Consider the following 22,119-nt stretch of genomic DNA (forward strand, 5'->3'; position numbering starts at 1 on the left):
CTAGGCCATGCCGAGCGTCCCTCGCATAGTGCACGAAACACGAACCAGAGGCATTTGATGGCACACCCGACTTATTATGCGCCCCATGGCGGACACCCCGGACAGGACACCCTGTTAACTGATCGCGCCATGTTCACCGAGGCCTATGCCGTTATACCCAAGGGTACGATGCGCGACATCGTCACCAGCTATCTGCCCTTCTGGGAAGACACCCGCCTGTGGGTTCTGGCACGTCCCCTTAGCGGGTTCGCCGAAACCTTTTCGCAATACATCATGGAGGTCCAGCCCGGTGGCGGTAGCGATACGCCCGAAACGGACCCCGCAGCGCAGGCGGTGTTGTTCGTTGTCGAAGGGGCGGTCACATTGACGCTTGAGGGAAGTATTCACGTTTTGGAAACTGGTGGATATGCCTATATCCCCGCTGGTTCCAAATGGGCGTTGCGCAACCATACGGAGCAGCCAGCGCGGTTTCATTGGGTTCGAAAGGCTTATGAGGCAGTGCCCGGCCTGCCCAAGCCGGACCCGATCATCACCAATGAACAAGAGGTCGCCCCGATCGAAATGCCGGGCACCGAGGGTCGCTGGGCCACAACACGTTTCGCGGATCCGCAAGACCTGCGCCACGATATGCATGTCAACATCGTGACTTTTGAACCCGGTGGCGTGATCCCATTTGCCGAAACGCATGTGATGGAGCACGGGCTGTACGTGCTGGAAGGAAAAGCCGTCTACCGGCTGAATCAGGACTGGGTCGAGGTCGAAGCCGGAGACTTTATGTGGCTGCGGGCCTTTTGCCCTCAGGCCTGTTATGCGGGCGGTCCCGGGCGGTTCCGATATCTGCTATACAAAGATGTGAACCGCCAGATGCCTCTTTCACCAGGCGGGCGCTAGGATAAATTCGGCCTTGGCGGGACTGGGCAAGCGCGGTAATCTGGTGGAATAACAAACGGTTTTAGTTCAGGAGATTGTACGATGGCACTGCGCAATGTAACGCTGGCACTGGCGGCTGCAATCGGCCTGACGGCCCTGGATGTGACCCCTGCAACCGCCAAAGAGACAAATACCGTCAACGTCATGAGCCGCACCTGGGCCATTACCCAGGTTTCGGAAGCTCCGGTCGTATACCGTGCCACACGTGATAACAACAATCTCAACCCATTCGGCCCCCCGCCCCGGCTGCGCACTATTCAGGCCATCGCGGCTATTCAGCAGGCAACCGGGTGCAAGCCGATTGTGGCCAGCATGTACCAGAACATCTCGGGCCAGTTCTTTTCACAGGTCAGCTGTAACTGACCCGGACAGGAAACTGGCATTGAGGTTAATCCAAGCCACTGCCATAGCTTGCGCATGAAACTCGCAATTAACGGATTCGGCCGCATCGGCCGCACGATTTTGCGGCAGCTTCTGGCCATGCCGCTCGGTCACGACATCGAACTGGTGCTGATCAACGACATCGCACCGCTAGAGACCTGCGCCTATCTGTTCAAGTACGACAGCACTTTTGGGCCCTATCCGGGCAAAGTGGAACAGGGAACTGCGCAACTGGTTGTCGATGGGCACGCTATTCCTGTTACACACAGCCCCAACCTCAGCCGGGTTGATCTGTCCGGTGTAGATGTCCTGATGGACTGCACCGGCGTTGCCCGGACATCGGATGTTGCCAGTCAAGGCCTGACCGCAGGGGCAAGGAAAGTACTGATTTCCGGCCCCTCGCCTGCGACCGAGGCCACAATCGTTCTGGGTGCAAATGAGGATCAGCTGGGCAATGCGCGGATCGTGTCAAATGCCTCTTGCACCACCAACGGGCTGGCTCCGCTGGTCAAGGTTCTGGACGGGATCGCTGGTGTCGCGTCGGGCCATATGACCACCATTCACTGCTACACCAACAGCCAGCCGATGATCGACGCTCCGCGTGGTGATCTGGCACGGTCACGCGCCGGAGCGCTGTCGATGGTCCCGACCACCACCAGCGCTATGCACCTGATAGACGAAGTCCTGCCCCATCTGGCCGGGCGCATCTCGGGCGCGGCGGTCAGGGTGCCTACGGCAAGCGTTTCCGCGGTTGATCTGATTGTGACGCTGAAGCGCGGCCTGAGCGCCTGCGATTTTGAAACCGCCCTGCGTGCAGCCGTTGCAGAGTCTCCCGTTCTGGGTTGGACGGATGAGCCGCTGGTGTCGTCCGATTTGCGGACGCGGCCGGAATCTCTGATCATCGCAGGGCCAGAAACCCGGCAGATCGGCGAAACTCAGGTTCGTGTTTTTGGCTGGTATGACAATGAATGGGGGTTTTCAGCCCGCATGCTGGATGTCGCTCGTATGATGGCCGACACATAGGCGGACCGCGACCTAACGCGATCCGCCGATTTTCATTTGGTTACTTGCCGGGAAGGCTGCCCGACCCGTGCCCCGACATGCCGCCCGAAACTTCTTCGGTTGCCTCATCGGCCAACTCATCCGGCAGGATCAGATTCAGCACGATGGCGATCAGAGCCGCAGGCAGCAGCCCGCTTTTCATCAGGATGCCCAGAGTATCGGGCAAGTGTTGCACCGCACCCGGCTCGAGCTGGAGGCCGAACCCGATTGACAGCGCGATGGCAAAGATCACCATGTTGCGCCGATTCCAATCCACATCGGACAACATCGAAACACCCGCGGCGACAACCATCCCGAACATGACGATGACGCCACCGCCCAGTACTTCGATCGGAACGGTACGGATGATCGCGCCAACCTTGGGCACCAGGCCGCACAGGATTAGAAACAAGGCGCCGATGGTGACGACATTTCGGCTCATGACGCCGGTCATCGCGATCAGCCCGACATTCTGGCTGAACGACGTGTTGGGTAAGCCGCCGAACACGCCCGCCAGGGCCGAGCCGAAGCCGTCAGCATAGGTTGCACCGGTGATTTCCTTGTCCGTGGCTTCGCGCCCGGCTCCGCCTTTGGTCACACCCGACACATCCCCCACCGTCTCAACTGCCGAAACAAAGGCCATCAGACAGAACCCGATTATGGCGGCGAATGAGAACTCGAACCCATACTTGAAGGGCACAGGCAGGGCGAAAGTTGCAGCGCGGCTCCAGCTTGTTCCGATTGCCTCAAACGTGATCATGCCAACCATCAGGGCATAGACATACCCAACCGCAAGACCAATCAGAACGGCAGAAACCGAAAGCATTCCGCGGGTAAAGAACTTCAGCCCCAGCGTTACCACAACCACGACCAAAGCAGCCGACCAGTTCAGCGCCGAGCCGTATTCAGGCGTTCCAATGGCCGGAACCCCTCCGGCGGCGTATTGAATGCCGACCTTGACCAACGCCAGACCAATCATTGTCACCACAAGGCCTGTGACCAGAGGTGGCAAGGCAAAACGGATCTTGCCAATCACCGTGCCCAGCAGGGCATGGAACACCCCACCGATAATGACACCGCCAAACAATGCGGCCAGACCATCGACGCCTTTGCCAGCAACCAGCGGGATCATGATCGGCAGAAACGCAAAGCTGGTGCCCTGAACAATAGGCAAAGCCGCTCCTACCGGGCCAATCGTCACCGTTTGCAGCAAGGTCGCGACGCCGGCAAACAGCATCGACATCTGGATCAGGTACAGCAGTTCGGGAAAATCGGGGGAGTTCGAACCGAACCCGAACCCGGCGGCCCCTGCAACGATGATCGCAGGCGTCACGTTCGAAACGAACATCGCCAGAACATGTTGAATGCCCAGCGGAACTGCCTTGTGCAGCGCCGGGGTATAATTTGGATCCCGAAGCTGTTCGGGTGTCCCTATTGAAGTGTCAGCCATGAGTTACTGTCCTCTCTGTCAGATTCACGGGGGTCTCACCGCTTATGCTGCGGCTTCATTTGGCTACGACACCACCTGAAAAGGGGTATCGAACCAGTATTCTTCCAGGTTGGGCCCATCGCCGATCCGATCAACAACGGCGAACAATCCAGGGCCATGCAATGGTGTCAAAACGCCGTGCCACGTCCCACGATGATAATTCACCGCCTGACCGGGCCGGGTGACAAAGGCACACGGCTCGCCCGGCTGCCCGTCAACATCTGGTGCTACAACGACCAGAAAGGTTTGATGGGTCATGGGAACAAAGGCCTGACTGCCATCAGGATGCCGTTCAACCATATCCAACTGGTACGGCAGGGTTCGGGGGTTGGCGTTGAACAGGCTGATCCCGGCGCGGCCGCCCGCGAAATCAAGGGCCGCCCGGTCATGAAAACGCCCGCACTGGCCCTGGTTGATGATCTTGTCCGGGTCGCCCGATGCCTCGATCACATCTCCGAACGGGGCAAAAGCGTCAGGCGTTAAAGGAACAGTCCGGATCTGTTTCATGAAGGCAGCACATCCCTCAGGCGGAATTCGGCAATACGCTCGACCTGTCGGCAGGCCTCGGCGAATTCGGTTTCCCGGTCCTGATCTATCCGCCGCTGAAACGCCTGCTGGATAGAGGCTTTGTCATGATCACGCACAGCAATAATGAAGGGAAATCCGAACTTGTCGGTATAGCGCCTATTCAGATCGGTGAAGGCATCGCGTTCGGCATCCGTCAACGCATCCAGCCCCGCCGAGGATTGTTCCGCCGTGCTTTCCTGCGTCAGTCGCTTGGCCTGTGCCAGCTTGCCTGCCAGATCCGGGTGCGCGGTCAGCACGCCCAACCGCTCCTCATCCGAGGCCGAACGGAACATGCGCGTCAGTGCGTTGTGCAACCCGCCGGCAGTATCGTGAGCCGCGCCGAGTTCCAGCCCATGGGCGCGCTCTGCAATCCACGCCGAATGTTCGAAGATCCCGCCATAAGCGGCTACGAAAGCGTCCCGCGCCATTTCTGACGGCTTTGGACCTGATACAGGCGGGTGCTGCGCTGCCCAATGCTGGGCGATCTGCAGACGGGTCGCGAACCAGACATCCGAGTGCCCACGCGCATAATCCAGAAACCGTTTCAGCGCCATGACCCGACCTGGACGACCGATAAGGCGGCAATGCAGACCGATCGACAACATCTTGGGCGCACCGGCTTCACCCTCGGAATAAAGCGCGTCGAAACTGTCTTTGAGATAGGAATAGAACTGATCGCCTGAATTGAAACCTTGCGGCGTTGCAAAGCGCATATCGTTACAATCTAGAGTATATGGTACGATCAACTGGTCCCGGCCAGAGGCCTGCATCCAATAGGGCAGATCATCCGCATAGGTGTCCGCCACATAGGCAAAGCCCCCCTCTTCGGCCACCAGACGCACGGTGTTCTCGGAACACCGGCCGGTATACCAACCATAGGGACGTTCCCCCACGACCTCGGTATGCAGGCGGATGGCCTCTTCTATTTGAGCGCGCTCTTCCGCTTCAGACATATCCTTATGTTCGACCCATTTCAGGCCGTGACTTGCGATCTCCCAACCTGCGTCTTTCATGGCGGCAACCTGATCGGGCGACCGTGCCAGCGCCGAAGCGACACCGTAAACGGTTATGGGCAAGTCCTGCATCAAGCGGTGCAGACGCCAGAACCCTGCCCGCGACCCGTATTCATAGATCGATTCCATGTTCCAATGACGCTGGTCTGGCCATTGCGCTGCGCCGACAATCTCGGACAGAAAGGCCTCGGACGCGGCATCACCGTGAAGCACGCAGTTCTCGCCACCCTCTTCGTAGTTCAGCACAATCTGAACGGCCAGATTTGCTCCGCCAGGCCACTGGGCGTTTGGCGGGTTGGCTCCGTATCCGATCATGTCACGGGGATAGCGAGGGGGCTGCATGAATGTTCCGTCTCAGTTGTGTTACACTACCTACGCTTTACCGCAGAATTGGGAGCAGTATTATCAAATCAATCCGAACGCTGTTTCCTTTTCTTTCGGCATTCCCAAAGTCTCGGGTTTCGCCCCAGACTGCGTCAAACAATACTCGATTGCAGTTTGCGGTTTTCAACAGCCACTCGTTGCGGTGATCGGAATATGAGGAGAAACGCGTGGCAGGATACCTGACAACCCATGTTCTGGACACCGCCAAAGGCTGTCCCGCAGAGGGGCTGAAAATTGCTCTGTACGCGATTACCCAGGACGGACGCCACAAACTGGCTGAGATGCTGACCAATGCAGACGGGCGAACAGACAGCCCAATACTACCGCAAGCAAACTTTGAAACCGGGGAATATGAGCTTGTTTTCAGCGCGGGTGACTATCTGCGCGCCTCTGGCCAGGCGGATGACGAACCGCTGTTCCTGGATGAGATTCCAATCAGGTTTGGTATGTCTGAAGCAGACGCCCACTATCATGTGCCGCTCTTGCTTTCGCCATACAGCTACTCCACGTATCGTGGCAGCTAACTGACCGGGCGAACCTTCCGCCCGTCGATCGCCCCTGCCGGGCCTCCTCCTGTTGAGCCGGGCGCCGCACCCGTTGGGCGCGGCGCGGATAGTGACGGTTACAGCCCTTCGAGAAAATTTACGCGCGGCCGGGAGCCTTTGCTAACCGTTGATGTCCGAGTTTTGCACAACCTTGCCAATTCGCGCGATCATGAAATCCATGAACAAACGCGCCTTGGGATCCTGGTGACGTCGATGGGTATAGAGACACGCCATCTGAACAGAGACAGGAGGTGTCTCCTTTGCAACCACCACAAGACGTCCAGCCTTGAGATGTTCCGCTGCCTCAAACACAGGTTTCATCGCGATCCCCTGCCCTGACAACGCCCAATCGGTCAAAACATCTCCGTCATCGCATTCAAACCGGCCCGACACGGCATAACGTCTTGGCCCGTCTGGAGTTTCCAGCATCCACTGAAACTCTGCAGCGCCGGGATACCGCAGGTTAAGACACTCGTGCTTGTCGGACACAAGATCGGCTCCGTTTTGCGGCATCCCTCTGCGTTTTACATAGTCCGGTGCAGCACACAGAACCCGCGCGCAATCCGCGATCTTGCGAATACGCAGGGTGCTGTCCTCGGGCTGGCCAATGAAAAAGGCCAGATCCAATCCTTCGGTCGTCAGGTCCACTGACCTGTCGGTCAGGCGCAATCGCACATCAATTTCGGGGTATTCCGAGAGAAAATCCGGCACATGTGGGGCTAATAACCTGCGCCCGACGCCCAAAGGCGCGGCTACGAATAGTGACCCGCGGGGGGCTTCGGTCAGGTGAACAACCTGCGCCTCGGCTTCATCTACGGCATCCAGGACCGCAACCGCTCCGGGGTAAAACGCACGTCCCTGCTCGGTCGGGCTGAGGTTACGTGTAGTCCGCTGAAACAGACGCACGCCCAAATGATCCTCAAGCTGTGATATTCGCGCCGAAGTCACCGCCGGTGAAACACGCAAATCCCTCCCGGCAGCAGACATGCTGCCCAGATCATAGACACGAACGAAGGTGCGAATATTGTCGAGATAGGACATCTTATCGTTTTTTTTGATACAGTTTGACAATATACGGGAATACCGAAGAAAAGCCAGTTTGCCTAGGGTGACTATAACCTACTGGAGAGAACTCTCATGTTTGAATTCGCCGTGTTCTGGGATTGGATGGCATTTGCTGTGCGCTGGCTGCACGTAATCACTGCTATCGCCTGGATCGGATCATCCTTTTACTTCATCGCTCTGGACCTTGGCCTGAACCGGGATATCCCCGGCCCCGCCGACGGGGAAGAATGGCAGGTACATGGCGGCGGCTTTTACCATATTCAGAAATACCTCGTCGCACCCGAGCGGATGCCGGATCATCTGACCTGGTTCAAATGGGAAAGCTATGCCACCTGGCTTAGCGGAGCTGCGCTGTTGATGATCGTCTACTGGGTTGGTGGAGAGCTTTATCTGATTGATGCCCAAAAGGTCGATCTGGCGCTGTGGCAGGGCATTCTGATCTCGGCTGCCTCGTTGACTATGGGCTGGCTTATCTACGACTTCCTGTGCAAATCCGGTCTGGGTGAGCGCCCAACATTACTGATGGTGCTGCTGTTTGTCCTGCTGGTGGTGATGGGCTGGGGGTACAACCAGATATTCACCGGGCGCGCGATGATGCTGCATCTGGGCGCATTCACCGCCACGATCATGACAGCGAATGTATTCTTCATCATCATGCCGAACCAGCGCATCGTCGTAGACGACCTTAAGAATGGCCGCACCCCGGACCCGAAATACGGCAAGATCGCCAAGTTGCGTTCGACTCATAACAACTATCTGACCTTGCCTGTGGTTTTCCTGATGCTTTCGAACCACTACCCGCTGGCCTTTGCCACCCAATACAACTGGATCATTGCGGCGCTGGTATTTCTGATGGGTGTCACAATCCGTCACTACTTCAATACACGCCACGCCCGCGCCGGTGATCCGACCTGGACGTGGCTGGTGACCGCTCTGCTATTCATCGCCATCATGTGGCTGTCCACCGCGCCTATGTACAAACCTCTGGAGGAGGCCGAGGCGCAGCCGCTCACCGCTTTTGAGCAGAAATACGCTGAAGCAGACGGGTTCGAACAGGCACATGATGTCGTTCTGGGGCGCTGTTCCATGTGCCATGCGCGCGAACCGGTTTGGGACGGCATCCTGTGGGCGCCAAAGGGCATTCTTCTGGAAACCCAAGGTGACATCGCCCGCAATGCGAAACAGATTTACCTGCAGGCCGGTGTCAGTCACGCCATGCCACCCGCAAATGTCACCTATATGGAACCGGAAGATCGCGCGGCGATCATTCGCTGGTTCCGCAATGCTGGCCTTTGAACTGGCACTGAGCCATCACTTGTTCCGTTAATTTTCTTGGCCAAACGATAAACGCTTCCCCTACACGATTACAGATGTTCTAACTATCCTTAAGGGGCCGCCACATCCGAAAAGGCGCCGAAATTAATTTCTAGTTGGGGCAGCTGGAGCCAATAGATGCAGCGAATAAGACAATGCAGCTTTGTGAGAAATTGTCTGTTCGGAATAGTCGTCGCCACATTGCCCACATCGCTGGCCGCATTGGAAACCGTCCTCACGGCACCGGGCGCTCCGAAAGCGCTGGTTGAACGGATCGAAGATACCGCATCGGTGACAACCGCAGAATCCCGCGGGCTGGACACGCCGCTTGAACTTTTGTCAGCGGCCCTGTCGGACTATACCACCATTGTACAGATCCTTTATGACGAAGGCTATTTCAGTCCCGTCGTCAGCATTAAACTGGACGGGAAAGAGGCGGCGGAACTCAGTTCACTCAACGTGCCCAATCAGATCAACAAAATCGTGATTGCTGTTAAAACCGGCCCAACCTTCACATTTGGCCAGGCGGTGGTCCGGCCGATCGCGACCGAAACGGTTCTTCCCGAAGACTATGCGTCGGGCAAACTGGCCACCACCGGCGCCATTCAGCAAGCCGCGTCAGCAGGCGTGCAGGGATGGCGTGACGCTGGTCATGCCAAGGCCGAGGTCAGCGGCCAGAAAGTCATTGCCCGCCACGCCCAGGCAAAGCTGGATTCCCGCATTGACCTCGCCCCGGGACCGCGTCTGAGCTTTGGAAAAATGTACATCAAAGGCGACAGCGATGTTCGCCACAGGTCCGTCGAACAAATCGCCGGCTTCCCAACCGGAGAGGTGTATTCCCCCCAGCAGGTGCAAAAGGTCGGAACCCGGCTTCGCCGCACCGGCACGTTTAATATTGTCTCGATCGAAGAGCACGACACTCCCAACCCTGATGGCTCCCTGGATTTCGATGTCTATCTTGAAGACATGCCCAAACGCCGCCTGACCTTCGGTTTGGAAGTGGCCTCGCGCGATGGGATGGAGCTGTCGACGACCTGGACGCATCGCAACGTGTTCCGCCGCGCCCAACGCCTGCGGTTTGAGGCATCGTTGCGCAATATTGGCGGGGCCGAGGATCTGGACGGGCGCATCGGGCTGCGGCTGGATCAGCCCGACCGGCTGGGCCCCGATGACAGTACGTTCTGGAGCGCCCTTCTGGAACGTCGCAACACCGACAATTACAACGTGACGGTGACGTCTCTGGCCTATGGTGCAAGACGCACATTTTCAGACCGCCTATACGCCGAGGCATCCGCCGGGTTTCAGTGGTCGGATGCAGATGACGCCTATGGCGACGGGCGTAAGTTCCGCTATTTCATCCTGCCGTTCCGCTCCGAATGGGATGAAAGGGACAGCAAGGTCAGCGCCGCCAATGGCTATTACCTGGATGCCCGTGTGATGCCATTTGTCGGCCTGTCCGACACAGAAACAGGCCTCAGGATGTTTGCGGACGCGCGTGCCTATACCAGTCTGCGGACGCAAGGTCGTCTCGTGCTGGCCGGACGGGTCCAGATTGGGTCGATTGTAGGACCCGCCTTGGACGGGGTCACACCCGATTTCCTGTTCTTTTCGGGCGGTGCGGGCACTGTGCGCGGTCAGCCCTATGAAAGCCTCGGCATTCCTGTTGGCAATGAGGTTGCTGGCGGCAAGTCTTTCCTCGGTCTATCTGGCGAAGTTCGCGGCAAAATCACCGAGACAATATCGCTGGTCGGGTTTTATGATTATGGTGTTGTCGACACGTCCTCTTTTGTCAGCAGCGCTGCAGAGAGCCATTCCGGCGCCGGGCTTGGTATCAGATATGACCTCGGTGGTTTTGGCCCCCTGCGTCTTGATCTCGCCCTTCCCGTTCAGGGCGGCACCGGGGACGGATTGCAGTTTTACATCGGAATTGGTCAGGCATTTTGACACATCGTTTCTCATATCCAGTTTTGGCGGCTGTTCTGCTGTGGGTGCCCTACCCCGTTCTGGCGCAGGACGAAGGCGGCAGTATGCTAGAGCAGTTTCTGCAGGATACCCTGTCCGGTGATGATCAGAACGTAACCGTCAAAGGCTTGCAAGGCGCCCTCAGCGCACGGGCCACAATCGCAGAGATCACGGTATCGGATGATGAGGGCGTCTGGCTGACCATCAAAGATGCCGAACTGGATTGGAACAGACTGGCCCTGATACGTGGGCGGTTCTCGGTCAATGCGCTGACAGCGCAAGAGATCGACGTAGCCCGTGCGCCGGGCACCACAACCAAAGATGCCCCTCCTCCCTCTGCGGAAACCCAGACATTCCAGCTGCCCGAGCTGCCTGTCGCAGTTGAAATCGGCGAAATCCGCGTGGATCAGCTGTCGCTGGGGCAGCCGCTGATTGGGGTAGCCGCCGACTTATCCGTCACCGGCAATCTGTCGCTTGCTGATGGAACGCTGGACACCAATCTCGACGTGGTGCGGCTGGATCGTGCCGGAGATGAGATCACACTGACCGCCGGGTTCGACAACTCGACAAGCGAGATCAATCTGGACCTGAACGTGGCCGAGGCATCCGGCGGGCTTATTTCGACCGCTTTGAACATTCCCGACAGCCCAACGATCGAGCTGACGGCAAAAGGTGCCGGACCGCTGACGGATTTCACCGCCGATATCGGGCTGAGCAGTGACGGGCAGCAGCGTCTGGCCGGGCAGGTTCGGCTTGGTTCGGCCCCTGACGACACTGCGGAAGGCATAGCATTTACCGCCGATCTGAACGGAGACCTGACACCCTTCGTCGGCCCTGCAATCGACCCGTTTTTCGGGACGGACTCGCGGCTGTTCGTGCAGGGCCAGACCCTGCCCGAAGGGGCGCTGGACCTGTCCGATCTTCAGCTTGCAACGCAGGCCCTGAACCTTGAAGGGAAGTTGGCCCTTGCCGAAGGTGGCACATTGCAGTTTGCCGCCTTGCAGGGACGCATTACCCCGCCGCAGGGACAGGCGGTCACGCTTCCGGTTGGCGGTGGTGACAAAACGATCAAGTCCGCGCATATCTCGACCTTGTTTGATCAGAAAAACGGCAATCTCTGGGATCTTAGCCTGACAGCAGATAAGTTCAAATCCCCCCAAGCCGAACTTGAGAGCATGCAAATTATCGCGCAAGGCGTGCTCGATCAGACCCTTGGATTTACTGTGAACGGCGATCTGCAAGCCAGCGTCACGGGCATTGATCTGACCGATCCGAACCTGAATACAGCCGTCGGAGATCGCATCACGCTGGACGGGCAGTTTGAGTATGGTGATGACCAGTCGCTGACATTGTCCGGTTTCGAACTGGTCGGGTCGGATTACACTCTGGCGCTGGACACGCTGATCAGTGGATTGACCAGCGGATTGGCTGTTGATGGCAAGGCTACGCTGGACGCTACCGACCTGTCCCGGTTCTCTGGCCTTGCCCAGTTGGAACTGGCAGGGTCGGCGTCGGCAGAGGTTCAGGGCAAGGGCTCTCCGCTTGAGGGCAGCTTTGATGGCAAAGTGGTTGTTCAGGGCAACAACCTATCGACCGGTCGCGACGATATCGACCCCGTAATCACCGGCCAGACCACCATCGCTCTGGATGCTCGTCGTGGGGCGGATGGAATATCCATACGCGAGTTCAAACTGAACGGTCAGGCCGCGCAGGCACAGGCCAGTGGCGAAGTGACCACGCCTGATGGCAATCTGACAATCGACGGTCAGGCCAGCCTCAACGCGCCCGACCTCTCGGTCTTTTCCGGGCTGGCCCAGCGGCAGCTTGGCGGGTCGCTCAGCGCGCAAATGGACGGCAAAGGCACCCTGCAGACGCAAGAGTTTGATGGCACGGCCAGCATTACGACGCAGGATCTGCAGACAGGTATGTCCGAAGTCGATCCTCTGCTTGCAGGCAAAACCGTGATCACCTGGGATGGTGCGAAAACGGGAGACCTTATCGACATACGCAAAGCCACCATCAACGGACGGGCCGTGACAGCACAAGTAAGCGCGTCGATCAATGACCCAACCGGCAATCTAGTTCTTGATGGTCAGGCACAGGTGACAGTCCCTGATCTTTCGCTATTTTCGGATCTCGCGGGCCGGGATCTTGCCGGGTCGGTTACCGCGGATATCAATGGCAACGGAGCTTTGTCCAGCCAGACCTTCGACATAGCCGGCGATGTCGATGCGCAGGACGTCCAGATTGGCATCAGTCTCGTCGACAAACTGATCGAAGGTCGAACGACGCTGCGTGTCGATGCCGAGAACAGTGATCAGGGTCTGAATGTCCAAAACTTCAAACTGCGGGGCACGGCCTTGACCGCAGACGCTTCGGGTCAGGTCAGCAAAGAGACCGGAGGGCTGAGCTATTCGGTAGAGCTGGACGATCTGGCGCGGATTTCCAAGACGTTGTCAGGACCACTGACGCTGGAAGGCAACGCCGCGCCAACAGCTTCGGGCCTTGAAGGAAGAGTCAGCTTGCGTGGGCCGGACAGTTCATACGCGTCGCTGACGGGGTCGGTCGGCTCTGACGGATCGGCAGACTTGGACTTTGACGCCGAGCTAAACAAGGTCGAGCGTTTCGCCCCAGATTTTCCTGGTACAATCACCGCCAATGGGACCGCAAAGCGCAAGGCAGGCGTCTGGACTATCAACTCTTCGGCGCAGGGCCCGGCACAGATCACCGGCAAAATCTCGGGCACCTTCGATGAAACCACAGGAAACGCCGATCTGCAGGCGCAAGGCGGGGTTAATATCGGTATCGCAAACCTGTTCATCACCCCCAACCAAATCGACGGGACTGCGCGGTACGACCTTAGCTTGAATGGCCAACCCTCGCTTGAGGCGCTCAGCGGGTCGATCACGACCTCTGGAACCTCGTTGGCGATACCGGGAGCCGGTCAGACCATTACCGGCATCAGTGGCGCGGTCGAGTTGGCCAACAACCGCGCCAACATCTCCCTAAATGGTGGAACCCGCGCCGGGGGTAATTTCACCGTCGCGGGCCCGATTGACCTGACGCCTCCGTTCAATGCGCAAATTACGACCACGCTCAATCGTCTCGTGCTGACGGATCAGCTTTTGTACGAGACGATCCTGAACGGGCAAATCGCAATGACCGGAGCTTTGGCCGGCAACAGCACAATAGTCGGGCAAATTACATTCGAGGAAACCAATATTAATCTCGCCGCCGCCTCGGGTGCGGTCGGCGCTGCACCCATACCAGAGATCGAACATATCAACGAAAACGCGGCCAGCTATAGGACTCGGGAACGTGCCCGTTTGGTAAAACAGGACGATGCCACCCAAAGCGATTCCCGTATTGCGCTGGACATCGCTCTGCTCGCCCCCAAGGCCGTGTTTGTCCGAGGTCGAGGCGTGAATGCCGAACTCGGCGGACAGCTGTACATAGGCGGAACAACAACCTCGATCATTCCTTCGGGCCAGATCGCTCTAATCCGAGGCAATTTCGACATTCTGGGCCGCAGGCTGGCCCTGACAAAAGGGATCGTGACCCTACAAGGCGACTTGACACCCTATATCGAATTTGAATCCTCAAACAGCACCTCGGACGGGACCGCTACAATCGAAATCGCCGGGCCGCTGGACGCCCCCGAGGTCAACGTGTTCTCGGATCCGGAACGGCCAGCAGAAGAGGCGCTGGCCATGCTGTTGTTTGGCAACCGTTTCTCTGAGCTGTCCCCCTTTGTCATTGCCCAGATGGCGGCTTCGCTGGCGCAGCTCAGCGGTGCAGGAGGGGATGCGACCAAGGGTCTGAGGGAGTCGACCGGTGTCGACACAGTCGATATCGGAGCAACGTCAAGCGGCGGAATTTTGGGCGCCGGGGCGTATCTGGGTGACAATCTCTATACCGATTTCAACGTGAACACCGAAGGAAATACCGAAGTGAACCTCAATCTGGACGTCACCGATAATATCACAATGCGCGGAACCGTTGACGGGCGGGGGGAAACGGGATTGGGTGTCTTTTTCGAGCGCGACTACTAATCCTGCGCGAAACTCTGCATCTGTGACAACAGTTTCGGGCCAAATCACAGGAAGGCAGGGAATTTCATTAACCCCTTTACTATCAATTTCTTAACATGACAGCGAATGCACAAGTCGCTCTATTCATTTCGTGCGACACGAATTTTCATTGCCGTTCGTTTCGAATTTTTGACGTTTCGTACCAATTTCATTGCCAGGTCCGTGCCTATGCAGGAAAAGAAGGCAGCGCCTGGTTTTGCGGCGTCTTTATCGAGTGACTTGTTGACCAGTACGACCTGATTATAGAGGGGGAAAAACTCAAAATCGGGGAAAGCAAAAGATCAAAATTCAAGTCTTTTCATTACTAAAAATATTGAACTGCCCACCTTCCCATCCACTGCGTATTCTGTACCCAGCAGCGATGGGAAGGTGGATTATCTAAACGAACCGATAAGCCGGATGTTTCCGCCGAACGATGTCAGGTTTGTTGTTGTGAAGCTTTAACTGTTGCCGGGCTTTCCGCTGACGCCATCTCGGACAGCCAATCACGCACGGCGCCGTGCCGGCTACGGGCGATCGCGATCTTTTTGCCGCAGCCCAGAACCAGATATCCGACTTCATTCAGGCTTTTAGCAATATCCACACACCGATTAGCAACCCAAAAGGACCGATGCACCTGTAGGCCATAGCATTCTGGCATTTGCGATAGGATGCCTTTGAACGTTGAACGCACCAGCACTTCTTTTTCATCTACACGCAGGGTGACATAGTGCTGCTGAGCCTGAACGAACAAGATATCCTTGGCCAAAAAATTTTGCCCATTGGCGGACACTAAACCATTGGCCACAGGAACACGGGATTCCACTCTGCTATCCGGCTCGTCCTCGGGTTGCGGATCGCCGGCGCGCAGGCGGGCCAGATAAGGTGGAAAAACCCAAACGATTACGATCACTTCAATTCCAACGACGAGAAAGTACTGAGGCAGCAAAAGCGGCGAGTTTTCAAAGCTGAAAGACAGAAACGTACTGAAAACCATTGTCGTTGCGAATTGGGCAAACTTCATCGCCCCATACGCAACGGGAAAACATGTCAGCGGGGTGAAAAACCGTTTGATGCCCAGATATCGGCTGCAGACTGCTTCAAAAAGCAACATCAGAACCACCGAACCCATATACCCCAGCAATCCGAACATCCAATAGATCGATCGCCCCAGCCCGTTTAGCGGTTCAGCAAACAATGACGGCGTCGCACCAAGGAGCAACAGCATCAAAGCGGGCAGAAACATCAGGAAGTTTCTGGACAGGAAAAAACTAAGGACTTCGCTCAGGATCGCATCAACCGACATACCCGGCAATACGACAAACGAAAGCTCAGCCTGTTTCAAATCGTTATACACGTCTTGCGGTTTCATTCAGCCCTTGTTGCTCTGATCGCACTACTACCATCTATTTCGGCTTCGGCGCCTAGGCCCGACTGCCCACAGGTTCGGGCCCTGCGCAATCGGTTCCCCAATTTCGTTTCCAAACCCAATCAAGACCTAACCTCACGACCGCAAAATGGGCGCTTGGTGGCGTTTTCTTAGGTTTAAAATTGCTGAAACCAGAGAAATATGGCGCAAATGGCGCAAAGCTGAGTGGGAAATGCCTATTTCCCCGTTGACGTCGCGGAAACCTAAAAGGGCGGCCTCGCAAGGCCGCCCTCAAAAACTCTACTCCGACACTCTTACACAGCCGCGATTACGCCTTCGATCTTTTCAACGCGAATGGCCGAGAATTTGAACTCAGGGATTTTACCATAAGGGTCGATGGCCGAGTTGGTCAGAATGTTCGCCGCCGCCTCGACATAGGCGAACGGAATGAACACCATATCTTCGGCGATCGCCCGGTCGGCTCGAACCATGATCTCGATCGAGCCACGACGGGTGGTGAGACGGATCATTTCGCCCGGCTCGATCCCCATCAGTTTCAGCTGACGAGGGTTCATCGAACAGTTTGCTTCCGGTTCCACAGCATCCAGAACGTTGGACCGGCGAGTCATCGACCCGGTGTGCCAGTGTTCCAGCTGACGGCCGGTTGTGGCAATCATCGGGTATTCCTCATCCGGCGCTTCATCCGGCGGGATGACACTGGCCGGGGTGAACTTGGCCCGTCCGTCTGTCCGCGGGAAGCCGTCACCGAACACGATCGCCTGACCCGGATCGGTCTCACTGAGCGATGGATAGGTGATCGTCTCGGTCTCAAGCCGCTCCCAGGTGATGTTGTCGAGTGACGCCATGGTCAGCTTCATCTCGGCAAAGACCTGAGACACATCCGTGTAGTCCCAGTTCAGCCCGATGCGCTGCGCAAGCTCGACGGTGATTTTCCAGTCCTCACGCGCCTCACCCGGAGGTGCCACAGCCGGACGCACACGCTGAACCTGACGGTTGGTGTTCGACACGGTGCCGTTCTTTTCATACAGCGCCGAGGCGGGCAGGATGATGTCGGCATAGTTGGCCGTTTCGGTCAGGAAGATATCCTGCACGATCATCAGCTCCAGCTTGGCCAATGCTTCCCGTGCGTGACCAACATCCGGGTCGGACATGGCCGGGTTTTCGCCCTGAATATACATGCCCTTGATGTTGCCCGCATAGGCCTGATCGATGATCTCGGTGACGGTCAGGCCCTTCTCGTTAGAGAAGTCGTCCGAGTCCCAGACATTGTTGAACTTGGCCCGAATGCCGTCATCCATAACCGACTGATAATCCGGCAGGAACATCGGGATCAGACCCGCGTCAGACGCGCCTTGCACGTTGTTCTGGCCACGCAGCGGGTGCAGACCCGCGCCGGGTTTACCAACATTGCCGGTCATCAATGCCAGCGAGATCAGGCAGCGGGAATTATCGGTGCCGTGAATGTGCTGGCTGACGCCCATACCCCAGAAGATCAGACCAGCCTTGGCCTGCGCGAAGGTACGCGCGACACGGCGCAGTTGATCCGGTTCAATGCCGCAGATCGGCGCCATCGCCTCGGGTGTGAAGGCGCGCAGATGCTCTTTTTCGGCTTCCCAGTTCTCGGTCCAGCGGTGGATGTACTGGCTGTCGTACAGTTCCTCTTCGACGATCACGTTCATGATCGCGTTGAGCATCGAGACATCAGCACCCGGACGGAACTGCAGCATTTCGTCTGCGAACTTGCGCATACCGACGCCGCGCGGGTCCATCACGATCAGCTTGCCGCCGCGCTTGGTGAACTGCTTGAAATAGGTCGCCGCAACGGGGTGATTCTCAATCGGGTTGGCCCCGATGATGATAGCCACATCCGCGTTTTCGATCTCGTTAAAGGTTGCGGTCACAGCACCCGAACCGACGTTTTCAATCAGCGCCGCCACCGATGAGGCATGGCACAGACGCGTGCAGTGGTCGACATTGTTGTGCCCAAATCCCTGACGAATGAACTTCTGGAACAGATATGCTTCTTCGTTGGTACACTTGGCCGAGCCAAAGCCCGCGACATTGCGTGGGTCCTGGTCGCGCAGCGCCTTCAGTCTGGAGGACGCCAGGTCCATCGCCTCTTCCCAGGTCGCTTCGCGGAAATGGGTCGACAGGTCTGACGGATCGACGTTCAACCCCTTGGCAGGCGCATCCTCGCGCCGGATCAGCGGCTTGGTCAGGCGGTGGGGATGGTGGATATAGTCGAACCCAAACCGGCCTTTAACACACAGGCGGCCTTCATTGGCAGGGCCGTTGATCCCCTCGACATATTTCACCTTGCCGTCTTTGACCTTTAGCGAGACCTTACAGCCAACGCCACAGAACGGGCAGACGCTTTCGGTTTCGCTGTCATAGTCCTTGCTGTCGCCAACCTGCTGGTCGTCCAGCACTGTGGCAGGCATCAGGGCACCGGTCGGACAGGCCTGAACACATTCACCACAGGCGACACAGGTCGAATCCCCCATCGGGTCGTTCTGGTCAAACACCACCTGCGCAGTGTGTCCACGACCGGCCATACCGATCACGTCGTTCACCTGCACGTCGCGGCATGCACGAACGCAGAGGTTGCAGTTGATGCAAGCATCCAGATTAACCCGCATCGCGATATGGCTGTCATCCAGCAACGGGATTTTCCAGGGCTCTTTGGCAGGGAACCGGCTGTCGCTGACATCGTTCAGTTCGGCCATGTCCCAGAAATGGCTGGATTTGTCGTGGGCCACCTCGGGCTGATCGGCGACCAGCAATTCCATGACCATTGCGCGCGATTTCTCGGCACGGTCGCTGTCGGTTTTCACCACCATGCCGTCCGCCGCAGGGCGAATGCACGAAGCGACAAGAGTGCGCTCGCCTTCCACCTCGACCATGCAGGCGCGGCAGTTGCCGTCGGGTTTGTAACCCGGCTGCGGCTTATGACACAGGTGCGGAATGGTGAACCCCTGCCCCTTGGCGGCTTCCCAGATGGTCCAGCCCTCGGGCACGGTGACATCATCGCCGTTCAGGTTGAAGGTGACGGTCTTGGTTGGGCTTGCATCAAGCATGGCTCTGTCTCCCTCAGATTTCGTCAGCGAAGTGTTTCATGACCAGACGGATCGGGTTCGGGGCCGCCTGCCCCAGACCGCAGATCGAGGCATCGCCCATGACCTGGCACAGATCTTCCAGCAGATCCTGATCCCACTTGTCAGCCTGCATCAGCTTGACCGCCTTTTCACAGCCCGCCCGGCAGGGCGTGCACTGGCCACAGCTTTCATCCTCGAAGAAGCGCAACATGTTCAGCGCAGCATCGCGGGCCGTATCCTGATCGGACAGAACCACCACAGCAGCGGAACCGATAAACGTCCCGTGTGGTTGCAAGGTGTCGAAGTCCAGAGGGATATCATCCATCGACGCAGGCAGCAGACCCGAAGACGGCCCACCCGGCTGATACGCCTTGAAAGTCTGACCCTCGGCCATGCCGCCAGCGGCCTCAATCACATCCACAATGGTCGACCCTGCGGGCAGTAGATAGACGCCCGGCTGCGCCACCCGGCCCGAGACCGAATAGCTGCGCAGACCCGTGCGCCCATTCTTTTCCGTGCTGTTGAGGCATTCCGGCCCCTCGCGGCAGATTTTCGACACCCAATAGAGCGTCTCGACATTGTGCACCAAGGTCGGACGGTTAAAGACCCCAACCTGCGCCACAAACGGAGGCCGGTGACGCGGCAAGCCTTTCTTGCCTTCGATCGACTCGATCATCGCGGATTCTTCGCCGCATATATAGGCACCGGCGCCCCGGCGCAGATCGATATATCCCTTTTCAACCAGGCCAGCTTGTTCCAGCTCGGCAATCTCGCGGCGTAGAATTTCCAGCACCGCCGGATATTCATCGCGCATATAGATAAAGCAGGTCTCGGCCTCGACCGCCCATGCGGCTATCAGCATGCCTTCAAGGAAGACATGCGGCGTGCGTTCAAGGTAATAGCGATCTTTGAACGTGCCAGGCTCGCCTTCATCGCCATTCACGGCCAGATAGCGGGTGCCTTCGTTCATGCGAACGAAGCCCCATTTCTTGCCGGACGGGAAGCCAGCACCACCCAGACCGCGCAAGCCCGAGGACAGGATGTCTTCCTGTACTTTCTCCCAATCACCGCTCTCGCGCAGCTCTTTCAGCTTGGCATAGCCGCCGTTTGCTTCATATGCCGCAAAGGTTTCATAGGCGGGCAAATGGGCGTGGGTATCATCCGTAGCAATCGCCGCCTGCACCTTTTCAGGGGTGGCATGGTCGATATGGTTATGCCCGATCTCCAGCACAGGCGCAGTATCGCAACGACCCATGCAAGGCGCACGCAAGACACGGACGTTGGAAGGATCAAGACCGTCTTCCAACGCCTTTTGCAACTGCTGGGCACCGGCCATTTCGCAGGACAGGGAATCGCAGACGCGGATGGTCAGCGCGGGCGGTGGGGCTTCATCCTCTTTCACCACATCGAAATGGGCATAGAACGTGGCGGTCTCATAGATCTCGGCCTGACCAATCCGCATCTCGACTGCAAGCGCGGCAATATGATCGGCGCTGATATGGCCGTGTTCGTCCTGAATTAGATGCAGAAATTCGATCAAAAGGTCGCGACGGCGGGGACGATCGCCCAGCAGGCGCGTGATCTCGGCCTGTGCCTCATCCGTGAACTGACGGCCTTTGGGTGTGTGCCGCCCCTTGCCTTTACCTGACTTCCAGACGCCCTTTGGCGCGCCTGATGGCTTGGTATCTAATGGTGCCATGATGCCCTCCGATTCAGGCCCCGTGTCTCATCAGACTAGCATATCGTCAAATCGCATATTTCAATCGCACGATAACGACACCTTATCACCGCAAAGACGTCACCACCGCGCGCAACGCTCCAACCGTTGGCAGTTCCGGATCGCGTGTCAGGGTCGCCAGACAGATAGGTTTGCTGACCACCGGATCGACCAAAGGCAGAACCTTTGTTCCCTTCAGATCCCCCAACGCCCGAACCAACACGCGTGGCACCACGGTGGCCGCCAATCCCTCACGCGCCATGACCATTGAGGCAGTGAACCCGCTGGTTTCCGCGACCACATGAGGATGCAGGCCCTGTTCTGCGAAAATCCGGTCTAATATGCGGCGGTTCTGCATCTGCGGTTCAAGCAGGCTGACCGGAAATTCGGCGACCCGCGCCCAGGGAATTGGCCCCGTTTCGTCTGTCATATGAGACGGGATCAACAGGACATAGGTTTCTTCATACAGCGACTGTACCTGCCGCAAATCGGTGCCGATACTGTCGCCATATGTGATGCCCGCATCCAGACTGCCTTCGTCCAGCCGATGTTGAATGGCCGTAGCCGACATCGTTTCGATCCGAGTGATGATGCGCGGATGCGCCTGCTGTAGACGCTTGATCAACCGGCCCGTAAAGGCGATTGCAGTCGGGATCACGCCCAGTATCAGAGTCCCCGTGATTTCCCCCTTTGCCGCCTGCACCTGCTGTTCCAAGGCCTTGGTGTCGTCCAGAATGCGCCGCGCCCGCTGGACGATCATCTCGCCCTCTTCGGTCAGGCCCTGAAACCGGTTGGCGCGGCGGACGATGGACACGCCCAACCGATCCTCTAGGTTGCGAATACGCATAGAAAACGCAGGCTGGGAAATCCCGCATTCCTCGGCTGCCTTTGCAAAATGCCGGTGCCGCGCCAAAGCGCTGAGCAGTTGCAGGTCGCGGATTTCGATCATGTGGCGGCATCACTCATATCAGGTCGGTGCCGACACTAGCGGAATTCCTTGGGATACGGAAAGCAGGAGTTAAACCCGGCCCCTCCTCGAACCGATCCTTATTACCATTGGTAATGCCAAGTTTGGGCCTTAGGGTCAGGACTCATAGCCAATAGATGACGAGAGCTGCGATGGCGATTGCTGAGAGGAAGACCTTCGGGCACCTGT

15 protein-coding genes are annotated in these 22,119 nt (G+C 57.6%); 7 read left to right on the forward strand and 8 right to left on the reverse strand.

What is annotated here, in order from left to right; all coding sequences use genetic code 11:
• Positions 1 to 57 precede the first annotated feature (57 nt).
• The 3 genes from AC2FH2_RS19015 (at position 58) to AC2FH2_RS19025 (ending at position 2,334) form a co-directional block, all read left to right on the forward strand.
• Positions 58 to 891, forward strand: a complete 834-nt coding sequence (locus AC2FH2_RS19015) for a bifunctional allantoicase/(S)-ureidoglycine aminohydrolase (RefSeq protein WP_142640122.1) — start codon at positions 58 to 60, stop codon at positions 889 to 891.
• An 81-nt stretch (positions 892 to 972) separates the two neighbouring features.
• Positions 973 to 1,293 (forward strand): hypothetical protein, encoded by a 321-nt coding sequence (locus tag AC2FH2_RS19020; protein ID WP_142640120.1) that lies wholly within the window; start codon positions 973 to 975, stop codon positions 1,291 to 1,293.
• A gap of 54 nt (positions 1,294 to 1,347) precedes the next feature.
• Entirely contained in the window at positions 1,348 to 2,334 is a 987-nt protein-coding gene (locus tag AC2FH2_RS19025) for a type I glyceraldehyde-3-phosphate dehydrogenase (protein WP_496714317.1), read from the forward strand.
• 40 nt (positions 2,335 to 2,374) lie between these two features.
• On the opposite strand, the gene AC2FH2_RS19030 is transcribed toward AC2FH2_RS19025, so the two are convergent.
• From AC2FH2_RS19030 to puuE, 3 genes are all read right to left on the reverse strand, one after another.
• Positions 2,375 to 3,802: a nucleobase:cation symporter-2 family protein gene (locus AC2FH2_RS19030; RefSeq protein WP_142640116.1), complete on the reverse strand. Its 1,428-nt coding sequence runs from the start codon at positions 3,800 to 3,802 to the stop codon at positions 2,375 to 2,377.
• Between the two features lie 63 nt (positions 3,803 to 3,865).
• Positions 3,866 to 4,348, reverse strand: coding sequence for an ureidoglycolate lyase (locus AC2FH2_RS19035; RefSeq protein ID WP_496824850.1), 483 nt, complete (start codon positions 4,346 to 4,348; stop codon positions 3,866 to 3,868).
• Positions 4,345 to 5,763, reverse strand: a complete 1,419-nt coding sequence (gene puuE, locus AC2FH2_RS19040; protein ID WP_496824852.1) for an allantoinase PuuE — start codon at positions 5,761 to 5,763, stop codon at positions 4,345 to 4,347. Before puuE ends, AC2FH2_RS19035 begins: the two co-directional genes overlap by 4 nt.
• Before the next feature lie 209 nt (positions 5,764 to 5,972).
• Between puuE and uraH the strand changes: the two genes are divergently transcribed.
• Entirely contained in the window at positions 5,973 to 6,329 is a 357-nt protein-coding gene (gene uraH / locus AC2FH2_RS19045; RefSeq protein WP_142640109.1) for a hydroxyisourate hydrolase, read from the forward strand.
• Between the two features lie 141 nt (positions 6,330 to 6,470).
• On the opposite strand, the gene AC2FH2_RS19050 is transcribed toward uraH, so the two are convergent.
• Positions 6,471 to 7,391: a LysR family transcriptional regulator gene (locus AC2FH2_RS19050; RefSeq protein ID WP_281973831.1), complete on the reverse strand. Its 921-nt coding sequence runs from the start codon at positions 7,389 to 7,391 to the stop codon at positions 6,471 to 6,473.
• A 96-nt stretch (positions 7,392 to 7,487) separates the two neighbouring features.
• On the opposite strand from AC2FH2_RS19050, the gene AC2FH2_RS19055 reads away from it, so the two are divergent.
• The 3 genes from AC2FH2_RS19055 to AC2FH2_RS19065 all read left to right on the forward strand — a co-directional run bounded on the left by AC2FH2_RS19055 (position 7,488) and on the right by AC2FH2_RS19065 (position 14,743).
• On the forward strand, positions 7,488 to 8,711 hold the full coding sequence (locus tag AC2FH2_RS19055; protein ID WP_496824854.1) for a urate hydroxylase PuuD: 1,224 nt from the start codon (positions 7,488 to 7,490) through the stop codon (positions 8,709 to 8,711).
• Positions 8,712 to 8,867: 156 nt separating this feature from the next.
• Positions 8,868 to 10,673: an autotransporter assembly complex protein TamA gene (locus tag AC2FH2_RS19060; protein WP_271952324.1), complete on the forward strand. Its 1,806-nt coding sequence runs from the start codon at positions 8,868 to 8,870 to the stop codon at positions 10,671 to 10,673.
• Positions 10,670 to 14,743 (forward strand): translocation/assembly module TamB domain-containing protein, encoded by a 4,074-nt coding sequence (locus AC2FH2_RS19065; protein ID WP_496824856.1) that lies wholly within the window; start codon positions 10,670 to 10,672, stop codon positions 14,741 to 14,743. Before AC2FH2_RS19060 ends, AC2FH2_RS19065 begins: the two co-directional genes overlap by 4 nt.
• A gap of 457 nt (positions 14,744 to 15,200) precedes the next feature.
• On the opposite strand, the gene AC2FH2_RS19070 is transcribed toward AC2FH2_RS19065, so the two are convergent.
• From AC2FH2_RS19070 to AC2FH2_RS19085, 4 genes are all read right to left on the reverse strand, one after another.
• Positions 15,201 to 16,133: a LytTR family DNA-binding domain-containing protein gene (locus tag AC2FH2_RS19070; RefSeq protein WP_271952328.1), complete on the reverse strand. Its 933-nt coding sequence runs from the start codon at positions 16,131 to 16,133 to the stop codon at positions 15,201 to 15,203.
• Between the two features lie 311 nt (positions 16,134 to 16,444).
• The gene (gene fdhF / locus AC2FH2_RS19075) at positions 16,445 to 19,228 is read right to left on the reverse strand and encodes a formate dehydrogenase subunit alpha (protein WP_496824858.1); all 2,784 of its coding nucleotides are present in this window, start codon (positions 19,226 to 19,228) and stop codon (positions 16,445 to 16,447) included.
• Between the two features lie 13 nt (positions 19,229 to 19,241).
• Positions 19,242 to 20,945, reverse strand: coding sequence for an NAD(P)H-dependent oxidoreductase subunit E (locus tag AC2FH2_RS19080; protein ID WP_496690494.1), 1,704 nt, complete (start codon positions 20,943 to 20,945; stop codon positions 19,242 to 19,244).
• An 85-nt stretch (positions 20,946 to 21,030) separates the two neighbouring features.
• Positions 21,031 to 21,912, reverse strand: a complete 882-nt coding sequence (locus tag AC2FH2_RS19085) for a LysR family transcriptional regulator (protein ID WP_142640095.1) — start codon at positions 21,910 to 21,912, stop codon at positions 21,031 to 21,033.
• Between the last annotated feature and the right edge of the window lie 207 nt (positions 21,913 to 22,119).

The organism is Ruegeria sp. YTSA105, assembly GCF_059610225.1.